The following is a 22,111-nucleotide window of genomic DNA, read 5'->3' as shown; positions in this document are numbered from 1 at the left end:
CGGACGACGCGAAATTTCGTCACTGACCACTGACCACTGACCACTGACCACTCGCCACGCCTTCAATGCTTCTCCGTGCGCGCCGATAGCCAGTCCATCAGCGCCAGCAGCACGCCCGAGGCGACGAAGGCCAGGTGGATGATGACGCCCCACATCGCCTCGGTCTCGTTCAGCGGATAGCCGTCCTTGCCGATGTTCATGAAGGTCTTCAGCAGCTGGATGCCCGAGATGGCCACGATCGAGGCGATCAGCTTCATCTTCAGGCCCGAGAAGTCGACCGTGCCCATCCACGGCGGCCGGTCGGTCTCGCCCTCAAGATCCAGCTTGGAGACGAAATTCTCATAGCCGGAAAACAGCACGATCAGCAGCAGATTGCCCGTCAGCGACAGGTCCACCAGCGTCAGCACCGCCAGGATGGCGTCGTTCGGCGCCATGCCCCGCCCGGCCGTGAAAGCCTGGGGCAGATAGTAGAAAAGCTCGCGCAGGAAGACGACCAGCAGCATGGCCAGCGCCAGGGCCAGGCCCGCATAGAAGGGCGCCATCAGCCAGCGGCTGCGGAACAGGCCGCGCTCGAACGCGGTCTCGATACGGGGTTTCAGGCCCATGGTGGTCAGCTCCTCAGCCGGGCGCCCAGTTTTTCGACGGCGGCGACGATGCGGGCGCTCAAGGCTTCGATCTCGGCCTCGGCCAGGGTCGCCTCGCGCGGCTGGATGATGACCTCCAGCGCCACCGACTTCATGCCGTCGGGCACGCCCTGACCACGATAGACGTCGAACACCCCGACCGAGCGGATCAGGGCCTTGTCCGCGCCCGTCGCCGCGCGCACCAGATCGCCCACCGCCTGGCCGTCGTCGACCAGGAAGGCGAAGTCTCGGCTCAGCGGCATCAGATTGGGCAGGTCGGCGGCGCCGCGCGCCTTGGTTGCCCCACTCTTGTTTTTTGGGCCGCGCGGCTCGGGCACGGCGTCCAGCACGATCTCGAAGCCCAGCATCGGCCCGTCGGCGTCCAGCGCCTTCAGCACACGCGGATGCAGGGCGCCGAACTCGGCCATGACGACCTTGGGCCCCAGTTGCAGGCGGGCGGAGCGGCCCGGATGCCACCAGTCGCGGTTCTGGCCCTGGACCAGTTGCAGCGACCCGGTCGGGGCGCCGATCTCGTCCAGCACCGTCGTCAGATCGGCCTTCAGCGCGAACAGGGCGTCTTCGGCCGGCCCGGCCCAGTGGCGGGCGGCATGGGGCGCGATCAGGCCGGCGATGACCGTGCGCTGGCCGTCCGGCTGGTCGGTCAGATAGATGGGGCCGATCTCGAACAGGGCCGCATCGGCGTGGCCGCGCGCGGCGTTGCGGGCGGCGGCCTGGATCAGGTTCGGCAGGACCGAGGGCCGCATACAGTCCAGATCGCTGGCGATGGGGTTTTCCAGCACCAGGGTTTCGTCGCCGCCGCCGAACAGGGCCGCCGTCTCGCGCCGGGTGAAGGACCAGGTCACGGCCTCGGCATAGCCCAGGGCCGCCAGGGCGCGCCGGGCGATCCGCACGCGGCTCTGGCGCGGGTTCAGCACGCCGCGCGACGAGGCGCCGGCGCCGGGCAGGGGGGCGTCCGGCAGGGCGTCGAAGCCCTCGATCCGCGCCACCTCCTCGACCAGATCGGCCGGGCCTTCGACATCGCGCCGCCACGACGGCGGGGTGACGGTCCAGGGCGAACCGCGCATGACGACAAAGCCCAGGTCGGTCAGGATTTTCGCGATACGGTCGTCGGCCAGATCCAGGCCCGACAGCCGCTTCACATGGGCCGGGTCGAAGGCGAAGCCGGCCGGGTCTGCCGGGGCCTGGCCCGTCACGACGATGTCCGACGCCTCGCCGCCGCACAGATCCAGGATCAGGCGGGTGGCCAGTTCGATGCCGGGAACCAGCGAGGCCGGATCCACGCCGCGCGCGAACCGATACTGGGCGTCCGAACTGATCCCAAGGCTGCGGCCCATCTGGGCGATCACGAGGGGGTCGAACCAGGCGGCTTCCAGGAAGACGTCCGTCGTCTCGTCCGAACAGCCGGTGGATTCGCCGCCCATGACGCCGCCCAGGCCGATGGGCCGTTCGCCCGACGCATCGGCGATGACGCAGTCGGCGGCCGACACGGTGTAGGTCTTACCGTCCAGGGCGATCAGATGTTCGGGTTCGCCCGTGTCCTTGGCGGCCTGGCCGGCGCGCACCACGATCTGGTCGCCGACCAGTTTGGCGCGGTCATAGACGTGCAGCGGCCGGGCGCGGTCATAGGCGATCAGATTGGTCACATCGACCAGCCGGTTGATCGAGCGCAGGCCGATGGCCGTCAGCCGGTGCTTCAGCCAGTCGGGCGACGGACCGTTTTTGACGCCCCGGATCAGTCGCCCGGCGAAGACGGGGCACAGCTCCGGCGCCTCGATGCGCACAGAGACGGGGCAGGGGAAGGCGCCCGGTACGGCGTCGATGGCGGGGGTGGTCAGGGTTCCGACACCGGCGGCGGCCAGGTCGCGGGCGATGCCGGCGACGCCCAGCCAGTCGGGGCGGTTCGGCGTCACCTCGAAATCGATCACCGGCTCGGCGCCGAAGACGCCGGCGGCGGGGGTTCCGACCGCCAGATCGTCGGAAAGCTCCAGAATGCCGTCGCTGTCGTCGGCCAGCTCCAGCTCGGCGCCCGAGCACAGCATGCCGTTGGACACCACGCCGCGCACCGGCTTTTCGACCAGGGTCACCCCCAGGCCGGGCACATAAGCGCCGATGGGGGCGTAGATGGTGGTCAGGCCTGCGCGCGCATTGGGGGCGCCGCAGACGATCTCCTTAATCCCGTCCACCGTCTCGACCTGGCAGACCTGCAGCCGGTCGGCGTTGGGGTGCCGTTCGGCCGAGACGATCTTCGCCACGGTGAAGGGCGCCAGGGCCGCGATGGGGTCATGGACGTGTTCGACCTCCAGCCCCGCCATGGTCATGGCGTCGGCCACGGCCGCCGCATCGGCGGTCGTGTCGAGGTGGTCCTTCAGCCAGCCGAGGGTGAATTTCACTGGTCGCCCTTCGCCGGACGACCGTTGGCCGCATTCTGCTGGAATTCCGCGATGAAGCGGTCGTCGCCGACGAAGCCGACCTGGGCGAAGCGGCAGCGGATGAATTTGCAGTTCTTGAAGCCGATGACGCCGTTCACGGTCGTGCCGACCGGACGCAGCAGCAGCATCGACGGGTCCGAGGCCACGCCCATGTGACAGCCGTCCATGGCCACGCCGTCACCCATCAGCACCACGGCCGGTCCTTCCAGGGTGCAGTCGGTGAAGGTCTTGCCCTCGATGAAGGTCAGGCCCTGGCGCAGATGCTCCAGCGCCATGCGCGGCAGCCAGATGGCGGCCTTCTCGAAGGTGGTCAGGCTGACCAGCTGGTCGGCGGTGGCGGCGGGTTTGGCGTCGGTCATCATCGGTCTCGTCGGATAGGGGGCGTCAGCTCAGGCCGGACGCGGGATTGGGAACGGCGTGGGCCGAAAAGCCGTAGTGGGCCAGCCAGCGGGTGTCGGCCTCGAACATGGGCCGCAGGTCCGGCACGCCGTATTTCAGCATGGCCAGGCGGTCGACGCCCATGCCGAAGGCGAAGCCCTGCCACTGGTCCGGATCGACGCCGCAGGCCCGCAGCACATTCGGATGCACCATGCCGCAGCCCAGAATCTCCAGCCAGTCGTCGCCGGTGTTCAGCACCAGCTTGCCGCCCGAACGGTCGCAGCGGATGTCCATCTCGGCCGACGGCTCGGTGAAGGGGAAATGGTGCGGGCGGAACCGCGCCTGGACGTCGTCCAGCTCGAAGAAGCGGGCGATGAAGGTCTGAAGCGTGGTCTTCAGGTGCCCCATGTGGATGTCGCGGTCGATCACCAGACCTTCGATCTGGTGGAACATCGGCGTGTGGGTGGCGTCCGAATCCTTACGGAAGGTGCGGCCCGGCGCGATGATGCGGATCGGCGGCTGCTGACTCAGCATGGTGCGCACCTGCACCGGGCTGGTGTGGGTGCGCAGGACCTTGCGTTCGCCGGTTTCAGGGTCGGGCTTCAGGAAGAAGGTGTCGTGCATTTCCCGCGCCGGGTGCTTGGGCGGGAAATTCAGAGCGGTGAAATTGTGGAAGTCGTCCTCGATGTCCGGGCCTTCGGCCACCGCGAAACCCATGCCGGCGAAGATGGCGATCATCTCGTCCATCACCTGCATGGTCGGATGCACCCCGCCCTTGCGGCGCGGCCGGGCCGGCAGGGTCAGATCCACACGTTCGGCCTGAAGGCGGGCGTCCAGTTCGGCGGCCTCAAGCTCGGTCTTCTTGGCCGCGATGGCGCTGGTGACGCGGTCGCGCAGGCCGTTGATCGCCGGGCCCTGCTCGCGCCGTTCGTCGGGGCTCATGGCGCCCAGGCCCTTCAGCAGGCCCGAGATGGCCCCGGACTTGCCCAGGGCGGCCACACGCACATCCTCCAGGGCGGCCACGGTCTCGGCGCCGCCGACGGCGTTGATCAGGTCGAGTTCGAGTTGGGCGAGGTCGGTCATGTCGCGCTTCGTCTAGCGGACGGGCGAGGCGGAGCAAAGCCCGCGAGACGATCAGGGTGCGTTGTTCAGGTCGGCGACCCACTGGGGCGGGTCCGGCTCCCAGCGGATGGGTCGGCCCTCGGTCTGGGCCCAGCGATGCAGCCAGGAAATGCCGTTGGCTCGCACATAGGCGTCGGGATGGTCGTAGATCGGATCGGCCAGGGCGTCTTCCAGCGTCACGAAGCGATAGCCGCGCGCCAGATAGAGGGCGTGGATCTGCGGGTACCAGTCGCGGTTCAGGCTGTTGGCGTGCAGCAGCAGGATCTGGGCCGGTTCGCGCCCGCCGGTCAGTTCGGTCGAATAGGGTTCGAAATGATCCAGCACCGTCGTCATGTGGGCGACATAGGCCTGTCCGATGCGGGTTTTCAGCGCTTCGTCGCCGGCCGCCTCGGCCTTGCGATAGGCGCCGCCGAACATCCAGTCGTTGTTGTCGATGGTGACGGGCGCGACGTCATAGCCGCGCGCGGCCAGGCCCTCGGCGATGGCGGACTTCTTTTCGACGGTCTCGCCGGTCCACAGATAGGGGTGGCGGAACCAGTGCAGGCGACCGCCCCGCGCCTGAAGCGCCGCGCGGGTATAGGGAGCGCCGGCGTCGACGTCGGCCAGATAGGCCTCGACCGTATTGCGATGGATGTTGATGTGGCTGGCGGTGTGGTTGCCCAGGTCCAGCCCGGCGTCGAGCCAGGCGTTCAGGATCGTCGGCATCAGTTCGGCGCGAGTCGCGTCGCAACCCTTGCCCTCGTTGACGAAGGCCGTGCCGCGCGTGTCCAGCGGCGCCAGCATGGCCAGGAACTCGGTCGTCAGACGCAACGCCGTCTCGGGATCGCACAGCGCCTCGGCCGAGGCCTGGTAGGGCAGATCGTCGAAGGTGACGGCGACCATGCGCTGCTGGGCGGCGACGGGCGTGGCGGTCAACAGCAGGCCGATGAGCAGCGGGACGAGACGGATCATGGCGGGAGCCTATCACGACCCAAAACGAAAACGCCCGCCCCGGTGACCGGGACGGGCGTTTGTCTTCTTATGCGCTAATGCTCGCGACGCGGTCGCTCGCTACTTGAGCGCGAGGTCGCGTCGGGTCGAGAAGGCGGAGCCTTCTGATCGCGGCCCAAGGGTCAGGCCAGGGCGGCGCGGACCTTGTCGGCGATGGCCTTGAAGCCGGTTTCGTCGGCGGCGATGGCGGCCATGACCTTGCGGTCCAGTTCGATGCCGGCCTTCGACAGGCCGTGGATGAACTGCGAATAGGTGAAGCCTTCGGCGCGGGCGGCGGCGTTGATGCGCTGGATCCACAGGGCGCGGAACGAGCGCTTCTTGTTGCGGCGGTCGCGATAGGCGTATTGCCCGGCGCGGTCCACGGCGGCCTTGGCCGTGCGGATGGTGTTCTTGCGGCGGCCGTAGAAGCCCTTGGCCTGCTTCAGAACCTTCTTGTGCTTGGCGTGGGACGTAACGCCCCGAGTGACGCGAGCCATGATGTGTTTCCTTCGGAAGGGCCTAACGCTCGCGACGCGGTCGCTCGCTGCTTGAGGCCCGATTCAAACTGGGTGTGTTGTGAAGTTCGTTCCTGCCGTGCGCCGATCAGGCGTAGGGCATGTAGGATTTGATCTTCTTGGCGTCGGCGTCGGCCATGACCGAGGTGCCGCGGTTCTGGCGGATGTATTTGGAGTTGTGGCTGATCAAGCGGTGACGCTTGCCCGCAACGCCGGCCTTCACCTTGCCAGTGGCCGTCAGTTTGAAGCGCTTCTTGGCGCCCGACTTCGTCTTCAGCTTCGGCATTTTCTCTCTCTTTTTGCTTGAGCTACCGCCTATCGGCTACTTGAGCCCACAGAAGGTCGCCGTTGAAAGACCGCCCAGGCATGCCTGTTCGCCCGGCGGTCAGTACGCGAAGGCGCGGCTTCTAAAGGAGACCCGCGCCAAAGGCAAGCAGCGCTCCCCTATTGCGGGGGATTGTTGCGTTCCAGGAAGGCGATGGTGGCGTCCAGCATCTGGCGTCGGGTGGCGGCGTAGGTGAGGAAGTGATCTTCACCGTCCAGCGGCACCATTTCCACCGGCTTGCCCGCCGCCCGCATCGCACGTTCCATGATCTCGCTCTGTTCATAGGTCACAACGGTGTCGTTGCGGCCATGGATCAGCAGCAGAGGCCCCTGGACCCTGTCCGCCAGCATGGCTGGCGAGCGGGCGTCCAGACTGCGGTCGCCCGGTCCCGTTCCGCCCATGAAGCGGTTCCAGTAACGAATGGCCGGATTACGACGGCCCAATGCGCCCTGGCGCTGCTCCTCGCGCAACATGGCCCGAAGGTCCGACACTCCCGCGACCGACACGCCGCAGCGATAGACGCCTGCGTCCAGTGTCATGCCGGCCAGGGCGGCGTACCCGCCGTAACTGGCGCCGACGATGCAGGCCCGAGCGGGATCGGCGATCCCCTGCTGGGTCAGCCAGCGCAGACCATCGGACAGGTCGGACTGCATCTTGCGGCCCCATTCGCCGAAGCCCGCTTCGACGAAGGCGCGGCCATAGCCGTCCGAACCGCGGAAGTTAGGCTGGAACACGACATAGCCCCGCGCCGCCATGGCCTGAGCCCACCAGTCAAAACCGATGGTGTCCTGTGACTGCGGCCCGCCATGCGGAAAGATGATGACGGGTAGGTTGCGCGGATCGCGCCCCGGCGGCAGCGTCAGCAGGGCCTCGATCTGCGTTCCGTCGGCCGCGGCGTAACTGACGGGCCGCACCTCGGCCACCTGGGTCACGTCAGGCCGTGTGCGGCGGATCAATGACATGGCGCCCCGTCCCGCATCGTACAGGTACCAGGAGCCAGGCTCGGCCGGTCCAGAAACGTGCAGGGTGAAGACCGTCTGATCGTCGCTGGTCGATCCGATGACGACCTGCTTCTCGGGGAAGGCCGCAGCTACCCGTGACCATGCAGCCTGGGTGTTGGGATCGAAAAAGACATACTGCTGGCCCGAACCATAGAAGCCCAGCCCCGTGATGGTGCGATTCACATCACGGAACACGGCGTTGGGCTGGTCCGGCAGGACGATCGGCTCGACCGCATGGTCCGCCAGAAGGCCGACATGGGACACGACAGCCTTGCCATCCACCTCACCTGCGAAGGCGACGGTGTCGGGGGTCCGGCCAAAGCCCAGCAGAGCCGGCGGGTCCAGGGGAGCCCGTTCGGAATGGACTTCGCGCCAGCCCGCTCCCGTGCGCGCCGCCAGGCGCCAGCGCCCATCGTCGGTGTTGTAGGTGACGCGCGCGGCCACGGTTCCATCGGGGCGCAGCAAATAATCCTGGACGTTCTCGACGCCTTCTTCGTGGGTGCGGCCCCGGCCATTGTCCAGATTGACCCGGTAGAGATTGTAAGCGTAGCCCCCGCGGATCACTTCGCCCACGGCGCGAACGTAAAGCACCGGCTCCCCACGGTAGGTCCCACGCGAATAGCTGCCGATCAGCGGGAAGGCGCGACGGTCGGCCTCATGCATCACCCGGGCGGCGCGGCCGGTGCGTACATTGATGGTGTCCATCAACGCCCATTGCCCATATCCCAGCGGAGTCTGATCCAGCACGGTCGTCACGACGCCGACGTGATCGGCCGAGGCCCAGAAGACATCGCGTACCGTTCGGTCCGACACATCGACGTCGATCAGCATCTCATTGCTGGCGCGGTCCAGAGCCCGCACCCGCAAACCGCCGTTTGAACGGTCGATCCAGGCCAGACGCGATCCGTCTGGCGAGACAGAAAGACTCTCCATGATCGGCAGCGCGGCATAGGCTTGTACGGAGGCGGGCGTCGAGGGGGTGGACGACGTCTGAGCCGCGGCTCCCGTGCCCACCACGACGGCGATCGCAGCGATGGCGTTGACGGCGAAACGAAGCATGGCTCACAACCTATTGTTGCTTTTGTAGAAAAATATCAGGTCATTACTGACTTGCAAGCTGAGCCTTGTTGTTCCGCTTCGCCGCCCGTCCGGCGTTCACCGCCATGATGGCCGCCGGCACGGTCAGGGCGGCGCCGACCAGGAAGGGCCAGTCGTGGCCCAGCCCGGAAAACAGGGCGCCGGCGAACATGGGGCCGAAGATACGGGCGATGGACCCCGACGCCATGTTCAGTCCCAGCATCGCCCCCTGGCGATCCGGCGGCGTGGCGCGCGAGATCAGGGCAGAGATGTTGGGCATGGCCAGGGACATCCCCCCGGCCCCCAGAATCATCACCAGCGGAATGACCCACCCTTGCGGCAGCGGCAGGGTGAACAGGCCCAGGTCCAGCCGCAGCGCCGGGAACCATTCGGTCGGGGCGATCACCTGCAGCACCAGCGAGGCGCCGAACATCAGCATGCCGACCGTCAGCACTCGCGCTTCCCCGAACCGGCGCGCCAGCCGGCCGGCGAAGATGCCCTGGTTCAACGCCGAGACCACGCCCACGATCATGAAGCTGAGACCCACTTCGCGCGCGCCCCAGGCGTAACGGGCCTCGGCCCACAGGCCGAAGACGCTCTCCATGGCCGAAAATCCCGCCATATAGATCAGGGTCACCAGCAGCACCCGTGACACCACCGGATTGGCCCGCGCTTCGCTCAGGCCCGACAGGAAGGCGGGGCGGGGCGCGGCCGGATCGGCCTTGGCCCGGCTTTCCTTCAGGAAGACCGCCACCCCGACCGCCGCCAGGGCCGCCAGGCCCGCCGCCGTGAAGATGGGCAGCATATAGCCCACATGGCCCAGCTGCGGCTGGGTCAGAAGCCCGCCCAGGCCCGGCCCGACGATGAAGCCCAGGCCGAAGGCGGCCCCGATCAGCCCCATGCGTCCGGCCCGCCGCTCGGGCGGGGTGACGTCGGCGACATAGCCCTGGACCGTCGAGATGTTTCCCGCGCCCAGGCCGGTGAACAGGCGGATGGCCACTGCGCTCCAGATGTCGGGGGCGAAGGCCAGGGCCAGATAACCCGCCGCATTGGCGGCCAGGGTGATCAGCAGAACCGGCTTCCTGCCGATCCGGTCCGACAGCCGGCCCCAGAAGGGTTCGGCGAAGAACTGGCCCAGCGAATAGGCCGAGAACATCAGGGTGATCTGCCACGGCGCGGCGTCCAGCGTCGCCGCGAAGAACGGCAGCAGCGGCACCACCAGGCCGAAGCCGACCAGATTGATGAACACCACGCTGAACAGCACGACCAGGGCCGGGGTCTGGGGGCGTCCGGCGGCGGGGGGTGCGACGTTCTGGCTCATGCGAGACTGATTAGCGGTCGCAGCGTCCGCTGGCGATGCGAAAACGGGCGGCCGGATGTCCGACCGCCCGTTCTGTCTCTTGCTGATCGCCGACGCTTATCGCGGAGCCAGGATCATGATCATCTGGCGCCCTTCCATGCGGGGCGCATATTCGACCTTGGCCACTTCGTCGAAGTCGGCCTGGACCTTGTTCAGCAGCTTCATGCCCAGTTCGGGGTGAGCCATTTCGCGGCCCCGGAAGCGCAGGGTCACCTTGACCTTGTCGCCCTCCTCGAAGAAGCGGTGCATGGCCTTGGCCTTCACCTCATAGTCGTGGGTGTCGATGTTGGGGCGGAGCTTGATTTCCTTCAGCTCGACCACCTTCTGGCGCTTGCGCTGCTCGGCCTTCTTCTTCTGTTCCTGGAAGCGGAATTTGCCGTAGTCCAGAATCTTGCAGACGGGCGTGTCCGCGCTGGCGACGATCTGCACCAGATCCAGTCCGACTTCCTCCGCGGCCTCCAGGGCCGCCGACAGCGGCATGACCCCCTGTTTCTCGCCGTTCTGATCGATCAGAAGCACGCGAGAGGCGCGGATGTCGTTGTTCATGGGCGGCCCGTCCTTGACGGGCGGCGTTTGCATCGGACGGCGAATGGGCGTCGTTTCCTTGGCTGTTTACATGTCTGGCAGGGTAAAGCCCGCGACCCGCGGTCGCGTTCCCCAGCCGCTTCATATGCCGCCGGAACGGCTGAAATTCAAGGCTGGCGGGCGTCCGGCGCCGTTATGTAGGCGTCGTGTAGCGCCAGAACACCATCGAAGACGTGATCGACGCTCAAGGCCTCGATCGGGGCGAACTGTCCGCGCGTCTCGTTCGAGGCCACGGTGCGGGTCTTCGGCCCCCACGGACCGTACAGCCACCATTCGGTCGGCCCGAACAGGCCCAGGGTGGGCCGACCGGCGGCGGCGGCCACATGCATCAGGCCCGAATCGTTGCCGACGAACAGATCGGCCCGGTCGATGGCGGCGGCCGAGGCCAGGATGTCGCCCTTGCCCACGACGTCGATGGCCCGGTCGCCCGCCTCGGCCAGGGCCGGGGCCGCCGGCGGATGGTCGCCCGGCCCGCCCACCAGCATGAAGCGCCAGCCGTCGAAGCGCGGTTCCGCCTTCAGCCGCCGCACCAGTTCGCCCCAGCGGTCGGCCGGCCAGCTCTTGCCCGGCTGGTGGGCGATGGGGGCCAGGGCGATGACGGGGCCGGGACCGGCGCCGGACGCCAGTTGCGGATCGATCACGGCGGCGGCCTCGGCGCGGGCGCGGGCGTCGATGAACAGTTCGGGGTCCAGGTCGTGATCGGCGCCCATCAGGCGGCTGACCATCTGAACCTTGCGCAGCCCCGTCTCCCAGCGGCGGTTGTAGACCACGCGCCGCCGCGCCGGGATCAGCCAGGCCAGGGCCGAGCCGCGGATGTCGATGACCATGTCCCAGCGGGTTCCGCGCACCTGGCGCCACAGGTCCAGCCAGTGTCCGGCCGCCTTCTTCTTGTCCAGGATGATGGTGCGCACCACGCCGGGGGCCGAGCGGAAGAAGGGCGCGGGCGGGCGGCCGCAGGCCACGGTGATCTGGGCGCCCGGAATCTGGCGGCCGATCTCGCGGATCACGCCCGAGGAGATGACGCAGTCGCCGATGCGGTTGGAGGTGACGAACAGAACCTGGGGCGTGGGCATGGGTCTTCCGTCCTATCCCGCGCCGTGCGGGTCAAGCCCGAGGATGACGAAGAGGGTGGAAGCATGCAGAAGGAGCGCATGACCGACACCCAGCACCTGATCCGCCCCGATGGCGAAACCCTGGCCTTCAAACGTGTTGCGGGCGACGGAGCGACCGTCGTCTGGATCGGCGGCTTCCGCTCGGACATGGAGGGGACCAAGGCCCTGGCCCTGGACGCGGCGGCGCGCCAAGGCGGCTGGAATTACGTCCGTTACGACCATTTCGCCCATGGCGTCTCGTCCGGCGACTGGCGTCAGGCCACCATCGGCCGCTGGCGCCAGGATGCGATCGCCCTGATCGACGCCCTGAACGGGCCGGTGATCCCGGTCGGGTCGTCCATGGGCGGCTGGATCGCCCTGTTGCTGGCCCTGGCGCGGCCCGAACGGATGGCGGGGCTGGTGCTGGTCAATCCGGCCCAGGATTTCACCCAGCGGCTGATGTGGCCGACCCTGCCGGATCATGTGCGCCAGACCATCCTGCGCGACGGGGAGGCCCTGATGGTCGAAGAGGGGCTGGGCGAATACGTCCTGACCCGCGCCATGTTCGACGAGGCGCGCGACTGGCTGCTGCTGGACGGGCCGGTGCGGCTCCAGACCCCGCTGCATATCCTGCATGGCGCGGCCGACGACGTCGTGCCGTGGCGGCATCAACTGGCGCTGCTGGAGCGGCTGGAGGGTGCGGACGTCACACTGGAACGGATCGAAGGCGGGGATCATCGCCTGTCAGACCCGGCCCAGCTTTCACGTCTGGTTGAAGCGGTTGAGCGGCTCAGGCGTTAGGTTAAAATCATCGCCGTTCCTGAAGGAGATCGCCATGCGCGCCCTGACCATTCTCAGCCTGTCCGCCGCCGCCCTTGCCCTGGCTGCCTGCGCCACGGCCGGCAGCGGCCGGGATTCGACCTATCTCAGCGCCCTGGATCGTCTGGCCGCCGACTGTCAGGCGCGGGGCGGCATTCTGGCCTCCAACGGCTCCAACACCGGCCGGCCCGAGGTGGACAACCACTGCCGCATGACCACCGCCACACGCACGCCGGGCTGACCTGATAGCCCCTTACAGCAGGGCCGACACCGCCGCCCGCGCCGCCTCGCCCAGATCGGGGCGTTTCAGCGCCAGGGCGACATTGGCCCGCAGCAAGCCGATTTTGTCGCCACAGTCGTGGGTCGCGCCCTCATACTCATAGGCGGTGAAGCCCTGGATCTGCATCAGCCGGGCCATGGCGTCGGTCAGCTGGATCTCGCCGCCGGCGCCGCTCTCCTGGGTGGCCAGGATATCGAAGATCTCGGGCTGCAGGATGTACCGCCCCGAGATCGACAGGTTCGACGGCGCCGTGCCCTGGGCCGGCTTTTCGACCATCCCCTTCATGGCGATGCGGCGGCCGTCGCGGCTGGCCGGATCGACGATGCCGTATTTGTGGGTCTGGTCTTCGGGCACGGCCTCGACGCCGATGACGTTTCCGCCCGTCTGTTCATAGACCTGGGCCAGCTGCTTCAGGGCGCCGGGCGCCGCGTCCACGATGACGTCGGGCAGGATGACGGCGAAGGGTTCGTCGCCGATGATGTCCTTGGCGCACCAGACGGCGTGGCCCAGGCCCTTGGGCTGCATCTGGCGGGTGAAGCTCATTTCGCCGGGACGGGCCAGGTCGGCGTTCAGGGCGTCCAGGATGTCGGTCTTGCCCTTGGCGGCCAGCTGGGCCTCCAGCTCGACCTGATGGTCGAAATAGTCCTCGATCGCCTGTTTGGCGCGGCCGGTGACGAAGACGATATGCTCGATGCCCGCCTCGCGCGCCTCTTCGACGATGTAGGACAGGATCGGCCGGTCGACGACGTTCAGCAGCTCCTTCGGCGTGGTCTTGGTGCCGGGCAGGACGCGGGTGCCCAGACCCGCGACGGGCAGGACGGCCTTGCGAAGGCGGCGGGTCGAGGCGCTCATGCGATCTCCGGTTCGAAACGGGCGCGGACCATAGCGGGGCGCCCGCGTCGCCGGAAGCCGCCTATTCCACCGTCACCGACTTGGCCAGGTTGCGCGGCTGGTCGACGTCCGTGCCCTTCTGGACCGCCGTATAATAGGCCAGCAACTGCACCGGCACCGCATAGATCAGCGGCGCAACCAGCGGGTGGCATTGGGGCGCATCGACCCGGGCGATGCCGGCGCCATGCGGATCGGGCGCGGCCTTGGGCGCGATCATCACCACCGGACCGCCGCGCGCGGCGACCTCTTGCAGGTTGGACGCCGTCTTCTCGAACACCTCGTCCAGCGGGGCCAGGGCGATGATCGGGGTTTCCTCGTCCACCAGGGCGATGGGGCCATGCTTCAGCTCGCCGGCGGCGTAGCCCTCGGCGTGGATATAGCTGATCTCCTTCAGCTTCAGCGCACCTTCCATGGCCAGGGGGAACATGGCGCCCCGGCCCAGGAACAGCACGTCACGCGCCTTGGACAGGTCCACCGCCACGGCTCGGATGTCGTCGTCCATGGCCAGGGCTTCGGCGATCAGGCGCGGCGCCTCGAACAGGGCCTTGACCAGTTCGGCCTCGGCCGCCGGATCGATACGGCCGCGCGCCACCCCGGCGGCCACCGCCAGCGATAGCAGGGCCGCCACCTGGGCGGTGAAGGCCTTGGTCGAAGCCACCCCGATCTCGGGCCCCGCATGGGTGGGCCACAGGGTCTCAGCTTCGCGCGCCATGGAAGACGAATGGACGTTGACCACCGCGGCGGTCTTCAAGCCCTGACGCTTGCACCAGGTCAGGCCGGCCAGGGTGTCGGCCGTCTCGCCCGACTGGCTGACGGCGACCGCCAGCGTGCCGGGCGTCAGCGCCGGGTGGCGATAGCGGAACTCCGACGCGATCTCGACGTCGCAGGGCAGGCCGGCGATCTTCTCGAAGGCGTATTTGCCGATCTGGCCGGCGTAGAAGGCTGTGCCGCAGGCGATGATCTGGATGCGGTCGATGGCGGCGAAGTCGACGGGCTGGGCCTTGGCCTTGCCGGTCACCAGGTCCAGATATTCCGACAGGGTGTGCTGGACGCTGTCGGGCTGTTCATGGATCTCCTTTTCCATGAAGTGCCGATACTCGCCCTTTTCGACCAGGGCGGACGACGCCGAGACCTTGACCACCGGCCGTTCGACGGCGGCGCCCGAGGCGTCGAACATGCGCGCGCCCGAACGGTCGATGGCGACGTAATCGCCTTCTTCCAGGTAGCTGATTTCCTGGGTGAACGGCCCGACCGCCAGGGCGTCGGAGCCCAGATACATCTCGCCTTCGCCCCAGCCGACGACCAGGGGGCTGCCACGTCGGGCGCCCAGGATCAGTTGGTCCTCGCCCTCGATCAGCACCGCCAGGGCATAGGCGCCGGTCAGCCGGTCCAGCACCGACTTGAAGGCGTCCAGCGGCGCGACGCCGGTCTCCAGCGCCGCGTCGATCATATGGGCCACGACCTCGGTGTCGGTCTGGCTCTCGAACACCCGGCCGGCGGCTTCCAGCTCGGCCTTCAGCTCGGCGAAATTCTCGATGATGCCGTTGTGAACCAGACAGACCCGCCCGGCCTTGTGCGGGTGGGCGTTGGCCGTGGTCGGCGCGCCGTGGGTGGCCCAGCGGGTATGGCCGATGCCGACCGTGGCCTTGATCGGATCGTCGGCCAGCACGGCCTCCAGCTCGCGGATCTTGCCCTTGGCGCGGCGCCGTTCGATGCGACCGTCGACCAGGGCGGCGACCCCGGCGGAATCATAGCCACGATACTCCAGCCGCTTCAGGCTGTCGATCAGACGGGGGACGACCGGACCCTGGCCGCTGACGCCGATGATGCCGCACATGGTGGTCTCGCTCCGAAATCTGTCGCCACGTTCCGATCCGTCATCCTCGGGCTTGACCCGAGGATCAGAGGCCGAGGCAGGCGGAGACGAAGACGTTCACGCACACGCCCGAACGCTTCCTGACGGAGCGCTGGCGCATCCGATCCTCGGGTCAAGCCCGAGGATGACGGCGTTGATAGTCTGCTCTAGGACGACATTACGAGTCCGGCACCTAAAAAGCGGTTTCGGATGGTTTCGTGGGAGACGACGCATGGCCGACAGGCGGTATTTCGGAACGGACGGCATTCGCGGCCGCGCCAACACCCATCCGATGACCGCCGAGGTGGCTTTGCGTGTAGGCCTGGCCGCCGGCAAGCTGTTCATGTCGGCCGACGACCGGCGGCATCTGGTGGTGATCGGCAAGGACACCCGACTGTCGGGCTACACCATCGAGCCGGCCCTGGTGGCGGGCTTCGCCTCGGTCGGCATGGATGTGCTGACCTTCGGCCCCCTGCCGACGCCGGGGGTGGCGATGATGACCCGGTCGATGCGCGCCGACCTGGGGGTGATGATCTCGGCCTCGCACAACAGCTTCACCGACAACGGCATCAAGCTGTTCGGCCCGGACGGCTACAAGCTGTCGGACGAGATCGAGCTGAAGATCGAGGCCATGATGGACGAGGGCCTGGGCGAGGGGCTGGCCGCGCCCGACCGTCTGGGCCGGGTCAAGCGCATCGACGACGCCCAGGCCCGCTATGTCGAGATCGCCAAACACGCCTTCCCCAAGGGCCTAAGCCTGAAGGGGTTGCGCATCGCCATCGACTGCGCCAACGGGGCCGGATACCGGGTGGCGCCGACGACCCTGTATGAACTGGGCGCCGAGGTCTTCCCCATCGGGGTCGAGCCGAACGGCATGAACATCAACCTGGACTGCGGCTCGACCCATCCGGCGGCCCTGTCGGAGGCCGTGAAAAAGTACCGCGCCGACATCGGCATCGCCCTGGACGGCGACGCGGACCGGCTGATCATCTGCGACGAGACGGGCCAGGTGGTCGATGGCGACCAGATCATGGCCCTGATCGCGCGCGACTGGTCGCGCCAGGGGCTGCTGACCGGCGGCGGTGTGGTGGCCACGGTCATGTCCAACCTGGGGCTTGAACGCGCCATGCTGGCCGAAGGGCTGACGCTGGAGCGCACCAAGGTCGGCGACCGCTATGTGATGGAGCGGATGCGCGAAGGCGGCTTCAACCTGGGCGGGGAACAGTCGGGGCACATCATCCTGCACGACCACGCCACCACCGGAGACGGCCTGATGGCGGCCCTTCAGGTACTGGCCGTCATGGTCGACAGCGGGCGCAAGATGAGCGAGCTGGCCCGCCAGTTCGACACCCTGCCGCAGTTGCTGGAGAACGTGCGCTATACCGCCGGCAAGCCGCTGGAAGACGCCACGGTCAAGGCCGCGATTGCAGATGGCGAGGCCGCCCTGAACGGCGCCGGCCGGGTGCTGGTGCGTCCCTCGGGCACCGAGAAACTGATCCGCGTCATGGCAGAGGGCGACGACGAGGCCCTGGTCCGCCGCGTGGTCTCGGACATCGCGGCGGCGGTGAAGGCGGCGGGTTAGGCCTCCACCCGGTCCTTCAGGTCCGCCAGCATGGCCACGGCGCCGCGCGCATAGGGGGCGATCCAGCGGTCGTGCACGGCCTTGATCGGCATGGCGTTCAGGTGGTTCCACCGCTCGCGCCCCTCGCGCCGCACGATGACCAGATCGGCCGCCTCCAGCGCCTTGAGATGCTGCATCACCGTGCAGCGATCCAGCGACGGCTCGGCCTCGCACAGTTGGCCCGTGGTGCGCGGGCCGTCCTTCATCGCGTCCAGCAGCCGCCGCCTGACCGGGTTAGCCAGCGCCCGGAAAACGGCGTCCAGATCGTCCGAATTTGACATGTTATGATTTTATAACCTATCTGGCGCGGATGCAAGCAAGGGAGCGCGGTATGGAACTGAAATTCGAGGTCGGGATGCGGGTGTCCAAGCCTGTGCATCAGGTGTTCGATGCGGTGGCCGACCCGGCACAGCTGTCGGCGTATTTCACCACCGGCGGCGCGGTCGGTCGGCTGGCGACAGGCCAGACGGTGCAGTGGGAGTTCGCAGACTTCCCCGGCCCCTTTCCGGTCGAGGTGGTCGAGGTGGTGCAGGACCGCCGCATCGTCCTGAAATGGGAGGCCAATGAGGGCGTGCCGGACGACGCCGATCCGGTGGTCGCGGCCGGCTATATGACCACGGTGACCATGGCCTTCACCCCGCTGGATGGCGGCGCGCGCACCCTGGTCACCATCGCCGAGGAAGGCTGGCGTCAGACGCCGACCGGGCTGAAGGCCTCCTACGGCAACTGCATGGGTTGGACCCAGATGCTGGTCGCGTTGAAGGCCTGGCTTGAGCACGGGCTGAACCTGCGCGAAGGCGCGTTCCGCTAGGCCAGGGCGCCAACCAGGATTTCGATGCGTTTCCTGATATCGGGCACGGCGATGGTTTCCCAATAGGCGGCGCGGGCCGGGGGGCCGACCATCCACAGGCGGCCGTCCGCATGGCCCGCCGCGTCTCGCACCCGTCCGTCGGCGTCCAGGTCCAGCCCGTGGCCCAGCGGCTCCAGCCGCGCGCGGCCGGCGGCGATCAGGGGCGCGGTCAGGGCGTGGGTCGCCGGATCGTGCGCCGGGCCGGTGCAGTCGATGACCCAGGCGGCGGTCAGGGGGTCAGCGGCGGCCCCATCGGCGGGGCGCCAGTGGACGGCCAAGCCTTCTTCCTGCGTCTCGATGCGGTCCAGCCGCCCGGCCCTGAGGGTCAGCCGGCCCTGGTCCTCCAGCCGCGTCAGCATGTCCGCCATCTGCGGTGCGATGCGGTGGCGATGCACGTCCCACCAGGGGCGCAGGTGACGCAGGAAGCGTGCGCGCTGGGCCGTCGTCGCCTCCAGCCACAGCCGGGCCGTGATCGGGCGATAGCCCTCCATCACCGCGCGCCAGTCGGTGCGCCGGGCCAGGGCGCGCGCCGCCTTCAGCCGCTGCGACAGCGGCCCGGCCACGGCGTCGGACGGCAGGTCGGCGGGCGCATCGTGTCCGTATCCGTGCGGCAGAGGCGCCACGCCCTTGAACGACAGGGCCGCAACCCGGCCGGTCCAGCCGCGCGCTTCAAGCGTCTGGACCACATCGATCATGGTCAGGCCGGTGCCGATGATGACGACGTCGTCCGCCTCGGTGATGCTGTCCAGCGCGCCGGGCGCCCAGGGATCGGACAGCACCCTGGCGTCACCCTTGGCGGTGCGCGGCGGCGGGTTGCCGGTGGCCAGCACCACGGCCCCGCCCGTGATCATCCGCCCGTCCGCCAGCCGCACCCCCTGTTCGGTGATGGCCGCGACTTCGGCGACCTCGCGCCGGATCAGGCCGGGGTGGGCCGCCTCGACCGCCGCCAGTCGGTCCTGCACATAGCGGCCATAAAGGGCGCGCGGGGCGAAGCCGTCGGGGTCGGCGTGATCGGGGGCGTGGGTCGTCAGCCAGTCGACGAAATCGCCGGGCCGCCCCTCGACCGCGCTCATCCGGCCGGACCGCACATTCAGCAGATGGCCCGGGAACGGCGTCGAATAGGCCACGCCGCGCCCGAAATCCCCGGTCCGGTCGATGACGACCGAGGCGCGCCCCCGCTCGGCCAGGCGCGCGGCCAGCATGGCGCCGGAAAAGCCCCCGCCGACGATGACCACCGGATCGGTCAGGTCAGATCTCCTGATTATAGGCGCCGATCTCGGCGTATCGGGCCAGGCGCGGCTTCACCTCCTGGCGGAACAGAGCGCGCATGTCGTCCTCGGACCGCATGGATTCGACCACCACCACCAGTTCCGGCTTGTTGGACGAGGCGCGGACCAGGACCCAGCTGCCGTCCTCCAGATGCACCCGCACGCCATTGACGGTGATGGCCTCGACGATCCTGCGGCCCAGGATTTCGCCGCCCGCGTCGGCCAGGGCCTGATATTCGGCCACGATCCGGTCCAGCACCCCGTATTTCAGCTCGTCGTCGCAATGGGGCGACATGGTCAGGCTGGTCCAGGCGTCGGGTAGGGCGGCCTTCAGCTCGGACAGGCGCTTGCCCGGATTGCGGTCCAGCATGGCCAGCACGGCCCCGGCCGCCACGATGCCGTCGTCGTAGCCGTGGCCCAGCGGCCCGGCCATGAAGAAATGGCCCGACTTCTCGAACCCGGCCAGGGCGCCGATCTCGGCGGTCTTGCGCTTGATGTAGCTGTGGCCGGTCTTCCAGTAGACGGTGGTCGCGCCGTTCGCCTTGAGCACCGCGTCGGTCTTGTACAGGCCGGTCGATTTCACATCGACCACGAAGGTGCTGTCCGGGTGGATGGCCGACAGGTCGCGGGCCAGCATCAGGCCGATCTTGTCGGCGAAGATTTCTTCGCCCCTGTCGTCAACCACGCCGCAGCGGTCGCCGTCGCCGTCGAACCCCAGGGCCAGGTCGGCGCCCGTCTCCTTCACCTTGGCGGCCATCTGCACCAGCATGGCGTGGTCTTCGGGGTTGGGATTGTATTTGGGGAAGGTGAAATCCAGGTCGGTGTCCATCTCGATCACCTCGGCGCCCATGCGGCGCAGGGCCTCGGGGGCGAAGGCGCCGGCCGTGCCGTTGCCGCAGGCGCAGACGACCTTCAGCGGGCGGCTCAGGCGCACCTTTTCGGCGACGTCGGCGATATAGCGTTCGCGGAAGTCCTCGACCCTTTCCAGCCGCCCGCCCGGCCGGGCCACGCCCTGATCCTGCAGCACGATGGCTTTCAGCCGGCCCATTTCGTCGGGGCCGAAGGTCAGGGGCTTGTTCGCGCCCATCTTGACCCCGGTCCAGCCGTTTTCGTTGTGGCTGGCGGTGACCATGGCCACGCAGGGGGCGTCCAGGGCGAACTGGGCGAAATAGGCCGTGGGCGACAGGGCCAGGCCGATGTCCAGAACCTCCATCCCGCCTTCCAGCAGGCCCAGGATCAGGGCCTGTTTCACGCTCAGGGAATAGCTGCGGAAGTCGTGACCCACGACGATGCGGGGTGCGACGCCGATTTCGTGCACATAGGTGGCCAGCCCCAGGCCCAGGGCCTGGATGCCCAGAAGGTTGATCTCCTTCTCCAGCACCCAGCGGGCGTCGTATTCCCGGAACCCCGTGGCCTTGACCAGCGGCGTGGTCTCATAGGCGGCGGTGTTGGGAACCAGGTCGGCGCGGGGCTTGGGCATAGGCGGCTTCCGTAAGGCGAAGGTTCTGCGGCTATAGCCGGGCGGCGGGCGCCGGGACAACGCACGATCATCGTGAAGGGTGCGCCGCGGTCGTGCGGCGGGTCTGCTTGACCCACGCGGGCGCCGGGCCTACCCCCGGAACACAGATCAACGGAGTTTGGGATGCCGCGCCTGATCCTGCTGCGCCACGGCCAGAGCCAGTGGAACCTGGAAAACCGCTTCACCGGCTGGGTCGATGTCGATCTGACGGCCGAGGGCGAGACCCAGGCCCGGCGCGCCGGCGACCTGATCGCCCAGGCGGGTTTCCGCCCAGCGGTCATGTTCACCTCGGTGCTGAAACGGGCCAAGCGAACAGGCGCCCTGGCCCTGCAGACGGCGGGTCTGGACGCCGTGCCGGTGGTCGAGGACTGGCGCCTGAACGAGCGGCACTATGGCGGGCTGACGGGCCTGGACAAGGCCGAGACGGCGGCCAGGCACGGTCAGGATCAGGTCAAGGTCTGGCGCCGCAGCTATGACACTCCGCCGCCGCCGCTGGAGGCCGGGAGCGAATGGGATTTCCACGCCGACCCTCGCTATGCGGGCCAGCCGATCCCGGACACCGAAAGCCTGAAGACTACCCTGGATCGCGTCCTACCCTATTGGAACGCCGAGATCGCGCCGCGCCTGGCGGCGGGGGATGATGTGCTGATCGCCGCCCACGGCAATTCCCTGCGCGCCATCGTCAAACATCTGTTCGCCGTGCCTGACGACCGGATCGTGGAGGTCGAGATTCCGACCGGCAATCCGCTGGAGATCGAGCTGGACGCGCAGTTGAAGCCGACGGCCGCCCGCTATCTCGACGCCGACCGCGCCCAGCCCCTGCCGGTGATCGGATGAGCGGCCCCGACGACATGGCCTTCATGGCCCGGGCCATCGCGGTGGCCAAACAGCAGATGGGCAAGACCTGGCCCAACCCCTCGGTGGCCTGCGTCATCGTGAACGGCGGCGAGGTGGTCGCCGAGGCGGCGACAGCGGCCGGCGGTCGCCCGCATGCCGAGGAACAGGCCGTGCCCGCCGCCGGCGCCCGCGCCCAGGGCGCCACCGCCTATGTGACGCTGGAGCCGTGCGGCGCCCGGTCGTCGGGGCGCAAATCCTGTTCGCATTTCCTGGCCGAGGCGGGCGTGACCCGCGTCGTGGTGGCCTGCGTCGATCCCTCGCCCTTCGCCTCGGGCCGTGGCGTCGAGCGGCTGCGCCAGGCGGGGCTGGAAGTCGAGACGGGGCTGTTGGCTGACCAGGCGGCGGTTCTGTACGAAGGCTATCTGCATCGGCTGGAGACCGGCCGGCCCATGGTGCGGGTGTCCGATGACGGCGAAGGCTTCGACGGCCGGTTCGCCGCCTCGCCCAAGGCCGATCTGACGACCGAGCTGAAGCGTCTGGGCGAAGCGGGTTACACCCGTTTGTGGACCGCGCCGGGCGAACTGGCCGACGCCCTGCGCGACCAGGGCCTGCTGACGGAATAGACGGCCGACCGTCAAGGGCTTGGCGAAACGTCGGTTTTCGCAAACCTTCCTT

Annotated in this window: 22 protein-coding genes; 6 read left to right on the top strand and 16 right to left on the bottom strand. The window is 68.3% G+C overall.

Annotated elements, in window-relative coordinates:
• Window positions 1-62: 62 nt before the first annotated feature.
• From Q0581_RS12810 to Q0581_RS12760, 11 genes are all read right to left on the bottom strand, one after another.
• The gene (locus Q0581_RS12810) at window positions 63-605 is read right to left on the bottom strand and encodes a TIGR00645 family protein (RefSeq protein ID WP_298700843.1); all 543 of its coding nucleotides are present in this window, start codon (window positions 603-605) and stop codon (window positions 63-65) included.
• Between the two features lie 5 nt (window positions 606-610).
• Complete coding sequence (gene pheT, locus Q0581_RS12805; protein WP_298700842.1) at window positions 611-3,034, bottom strand: phenylalanine--tRNA ligase subunit beta; 2,424 nt, start codon at window positions 3,032-3,034, stop codon at window positions 611-613.
• A complete protein-coding gene (locus Q0581_RS12800; protein ID WP_298700841.1) occupies window positions 3,031-3,432 on the bottom strand; it encodes a hypothetical protein in 402 nt (133 codons plus the stop codon). Before Q0581_RS12800 ends, pheT begins: the two co-directional genes overlap by 4 nt.
• 25 nt (window positions 3,433-3,457) lie before the next feature.
• Window positions 3,458-4,534 (bottom strand): phenylalanine--tRNA ligase subunit alpha, encoded by a 1,077-nt coding sequence (pheS, locus tag Q0581_RS12795; protein ID WP_298700840.1) that lies wholly within the window; start codon window positions 4,532-4,534, stop codon window positions 3,458-3,460.
• Between the two features lie 51 nt (window positions 4,535-4,585).
• Window positions 4,586-5,524 carry a polysaccharide deacetylase family protein gene (locus Q0581_RS12790; RefSeq protein ID WP_298700839.1) on the bottom strand — a complete coding sequence of 313 codons (939 nt, stop codon included), beginning with the start codon at window positions 5,522-5,524 and terminating at the stop codon, window positions 4,586-4,588.
• A gap of 161 nt (window positions 5,525-5,685) precedes the next feature.
• A complete protein-coding gene (gene rplT, locus Q0581_RS12785) occupies window positions 5,686-6,039 on the bottom strand; it encodes a 50S ribosomal protein L20 (RefSeq protein WP_298700838.1) in 354 nt (117 codons plus the stop codon).
• Window positions 6,040-6,145: 106 nt separating this feature from the next.
• Entirely contained in the window at window positions 6,146-6,343 is a 198-nt protein-coding gene (gene rpmI / locus Q0581_RS12780; RefSeq protein ID WP_029416075.1) for a 50S ribosomal protein L35, read from the bottom strand.
• A gap of 158 nt (window positions 6,344-6,501) precedes the next feature.
• Window positions 6,502-8,442, bottom strand: coding sequence for a S9 family peptidase (locus Q0581_RS12775; RefSeq protein WP_298700829.1), 1,941 nt, complete (start codon window positions 8,440-8,442; stop codon window positions 6,502-6,504).
• Window positions 8,443-8,485: 43 nt separating this feature from the next.
• Complete coding sequence (locus Q0581_RS12770; protein ID WP_298700828.1) at window positions 8,486-9,781, bottom strand: MFS transporter; 1,296 nt, start codon at window positions 9,779-9,781, stop codon at window positions 8,486-8,488.
• Window positions 9,782-9,877: 96 nt separating this feature from the next.
• Window positions 9,878-10,399, bottom strand: a complete 522-nt coding sequence (gene infC / locus Q0581_RS12765) for a translation initiation factor IF-3 (protein WP_298700827.1) — start codon at window positions 10,397-10,399, stop codon at window positions 9,878-9,880.
• Between the two features lie 113 nt (window positions 10,400-10,512).
• On the bottom strand, window positions 10,513-11,478 hold the full coding sequence (locus tag Q0581_RS12760) for a glycosyltransferase family 9 protein (protein ID WP_298700826.1): 966 nt from the start codon (window positions 11,476-11,478) through the stop codon (window positions 10,513-10,515).
• 78 nt (window positions 11,479-11,556) lie between these two features.
• Here Q0581_RS12760 and Q0581_RS12755 point away from each other — a divergent pair, with 78 nt between their 5' ends.
• The gene (locus Q0581_RS12755; RefSeq protein ID WP_298700825.1) at window positions 11,557-12,297 is read left to right on the top strand and encodes an alpha/beta hydrolase; all 741 of its coding nucleotides are present in this window, start codon (window positions 11,557-11,559) and stop codon (window positions 12,295-12,297) included.
• A gap of 34 nt (window positions 12,298-12,331) precedes the next feature.
• On the top strand, window positions 12,332-12,556 hold the full coding sequence (locus Q0581_RS12750) for a hypothetical protein (RefSeq protein ID WP_298700824.1): 225 nt from the start codon (window positions 12,332-12,334) through the stop codon (window positions 12,554-12,556).
• Window positions 12,557-12,568: 12 nt separating this feature from the next.
• On the opposite strand, the gene galU is transcribed toward Q0581_RS12750, so the two are convergent.
• A complete protein-coding gene (gene galU / locus Q0581_RS12745) occupies window positions 12,569-13,447 on the bottom strand; it encodes a UTP--glucose-1-phosphate uridylyltransferase GalU (protein ID WP_298700822.1) in 879 nt (292 codons plus the stop codon).
• Between the two features lie 61 nt (window positions 13,448-13,508).
• Window positions 13,509-15,323 (bottom strand): glutamine--fructose-6-phosphate transaminase (isomerizing), encoded by a 1,815-nt coding sequence (glmS, locus tag Q0581_RS12740; protein ID WP_298700821.1) that lies wholly within the window; start codon window positions 15,321-15,323, stop codon window positions 13,509-13,511.
• A 250-nt stretch (window positions 15,324-15,573) separates the two neighbouring features.
• On the opposite strand from glmS, the gene glmM reads away from it, so the two are divergent.
• A complete protein-coding gene (gene glmM, locus Q0581_RS12735; RefSeq protein WP_298700820.1) occupies window positions 15,574-16,923 on the top strand; it encodes a phosphoglucosamine mutase in 1,350 nt (449 codons plus the stop codon).
• On the opposite strand, the gene Q0581_RS12730 is transcribed toward glmM, so the two are convergent.
• On the bottom strand, window positions 16,920-17,243 hold the full coding sequence (locus tag Q0581_RS12730; RefSeq protein WP_298700818.1) for a metalloregulator ArsR/SmtB family transcription factor: 324 nt from the start codon (window positions 17,241-17,243) through the stop codon (window positions 16,920-16,922). The genes glmM and Q0581_RS12730 overlap by 4 nt on opposite strands.
• 50 nt (window positions 17,244-17,293) lie before the next feature.
• Between Q0581_RS12730 and Q0581_RS12725 the strand changes: the two genes are divergently transcribed.
• Window positions 17,294-17,773 carry an SRPBCC domain-containing protein gene (locus tag Q0581_RS12725; RefSeq protein ID WP_298700816.1) on the top strand — a complete coding sequence of 160 codons (480 nt, stop codon included), beginning with the start codon at window positions 17,294-17,296 and terminating at the stop codon, window positions 17,771-17,773.
• On the opposite strand, the gene Q0581_RS12720 is transcribed toward Q0581_RS12725, so the two are convergent.
• Complete coding sequence (locus Q0581_RS12720) at window positions 17,770-19,047, bottom strand: FAD/NAD(P)-binding protein (protein ID WP_298700814.1); 1,278 nt, start codon at window positions 19,045-19,047, stop codon at window positions 17,770-17,772. The two genes, Q0581_RS12725 and Q0581_RS12720, sit on opposite strands and share 4 nt — an antisense overlap.
• A gap of 13 nt (window positions 19,048-19,060) precedes the next feature.
• Window positions 19,061-20,560, bottom strand: a complete 1,500-nt coding sequence (locus Q0581_RS12715; protein ID WP_298700812.1) for a phosphomannomutase/phosphoglucomutase — start codon at window positions 20,558-20,560, stop codon at window positions 19,061-19,063.
• A 162-nt stretch (window positions 20,561-20,722) separates the two neighbouring features.
• Between Q0581_RS12715 and gpmA the strand changes: the two genes are divergently transcribed.
• Window positions 20,723-21,436 (top strand): 2,3-diphosphoglycerate-dependent phosphoglycerate mutase, encoded by a 714-nt coding sequence (gpmA, locus tag Q0581_RS12710; RefSeq protein ID WP_298700810.1) that lies wholly within the window; start codon window positions 20,723-20,725, stop codon window positions 21,434-21,436.
• Complete coding sequence (gene ribD, locus Q0581_RS12705; protein ID WP_298700809.1) at window positions 21,433-22,059, top strand: bifunctional diaminohydroxyphosphoribosylaminopyrimidine deaminase/5-amino-6-(5-phosphoribosylamino)uracil reductase RibD; 627 nt, start codon at window positions 21,433-21,435, stop codon at window positions 22,057-22,059. Before gpmA ends, ribD begins: the two co-directional genes overlap by 4 nt.
• Window positions 22,060-22,111 lie beyond the last annotated feature (52 nt).

The organism is uncultured Brevundimonas sp., from assembly GCF_937863155.1.
In the GTDB taxonomy this organism is placed as follows: Bacteria; Pseudomonadota; Alphaproteobacteria; order Caulobacterales; family Caulobacteraceae; genus Brevundimonas.
The sequence above is the reverse complement of the archived record's forward strand: the minus strand, read 5'-3'. Positions and strand labels throughout refer to the sequence as shown.

Excerpts from the sequence above, each read along its gene's own strand:
- Q0581_RS12810 (WP_298700843.1), bottom strand. The coding sequence starts at position 605 with ATGGGCCTGAAACCCCGTATCGAGACCGCGTTCGAGCGCGGCCTGTTC.
- Q0581_RS12800 (WP_298700841.1), bottom strand. The coding sequence starts at position 3,432 with ATGACCGACGCCAAACCCGCCGCCACCGCCGACCAGCTGGTCAGCCTG.
- pheS (WP_298700840.1), bottom strand. The coding sequence starts at position 4,534 with ATGACCGACCTCGCCCAACTCGAACTCGACCTGATCAACGCCGTCGGC.
- Q0581_RS12790 (WP_298700839.1), bottom strand. The coding sequence starts at position 5,524 with ATGATCCGTCTCGTCCCGCTGCTCATCGGCCTGCTGTTGACCGCCACG.
- rplT (WP_298700838.1), bottom strand. The coding sequence starts at position 6,039 with ATGGCTCGCGTCACTCGGGGCGTTACGTCCCACGCCAAGCACAAGAAG.
- rpmI (WP_029416075.1), bottom strand. The coding sequence starts at position 6,343 with ATGCCGAAGCTGAAGACGAAGTCGGGCGCCAAGAAGCGCTTCAAACTG.
- Q0581_RS12775 (WP_298700829.1), bottom strand. The coding sequence starts at position 8,442 with ATGCTTCGTTTCGCCGTCAACGCCATCGCTGCGATCGCCGTCGTGGTG.
- Q0581_RS12770 (WP_298700828.1), bottom strand. The coding sequence starts at position 9,781 with ATGAGCCAGAACGTCGCACCCCCCGCCGCCGGACGCCCCCAGACCCCG.
- infC (WP_298700827.1), bottom strand. The coding sequence starts at position 10,399 with ATGCAAACGCCGCCCGTCAAGGACGGGCCGCCCATGAACAACGACATC.
- Q0581_RS12760 (WP_298700826.1), bottom strand. The coding sequence starts at position 11,478 with ATGCCCACGCCCCAGGTTCTGTTCGTCACCTCCAACCGCATCGGCGAC.
- Q0581_RS12755 (WP_298700825.1), top strand. The coding sequence starts at position 11,557 with ATGACCGACACCCAGCACCTGATCCGCCCCGATGGCGAAACCCTGGCC.
- Q0581_RS12750 (WP_298700824.1), top strand. The coding sequence starts at position 12,332 with ATGCGCGCCCTGACCATTCTCAGCCTGTCCGCCGCCGCCCTTGCCCTG.
- galU (WP_298700822.1), bottom strand. The coding sequence starts at position 13,447 with ATGAGCGCCTCGACCCGCCGCCTTCGCAAGGCCGTCCTGCCCGTCGCG.
- glmS (WP_298700821.1), bottom strand. The coding sequence starts at position 15,323 with ATGTGCGGCATCATCGGCGTCAGCGGCCAGGGTCCGGTCGTCCCCCGT.
- glmM (WP_298700820.1), top strand. The coding sequence starts at position 15,574 with ATGGCCGACAGGCGGTATTTCGGAACGGACGGCATTCGCGGCCGCGCC.
- Q0581_RS12730 (WP_298700818.1), bottom strand. The coding sequence starts at position 17,243 with ATGTCAAATTCGGACGATCTGGACGCCGTTTTCCGGGCGCTGGCTAAC.
- Q0581_RS12725 (WP_298700816.1), top strand. The coding sequence starts at position 17,294 with ATGGAACTGAAATTCGAGGTCGGGATGCGGGTGTCCAAGCCTGTGCAT.
- Q0581_RS12715 (WP_298700812.1), bottom strand. The coding sequence starts at position 20,560 with ATGCCCAAGCCCCGCGCCGACCTGGTTCCCAACACCGCCGCCTATGAG.
- gpmA (WP_298700810.1), top strand. The coding sequence starts at position 20,723 with ATGCCGCGCCTGATCCTGCTGCGCCACGGCCAGAGCCAGTGGAACCTG.
- ribD (WP_298700809.1), top strand. The coding sequence starts at position 21,433 with ATGAGCGGCCCCGACGACATGGCCTTCATGGCCCGGGCCATCGCGGTG.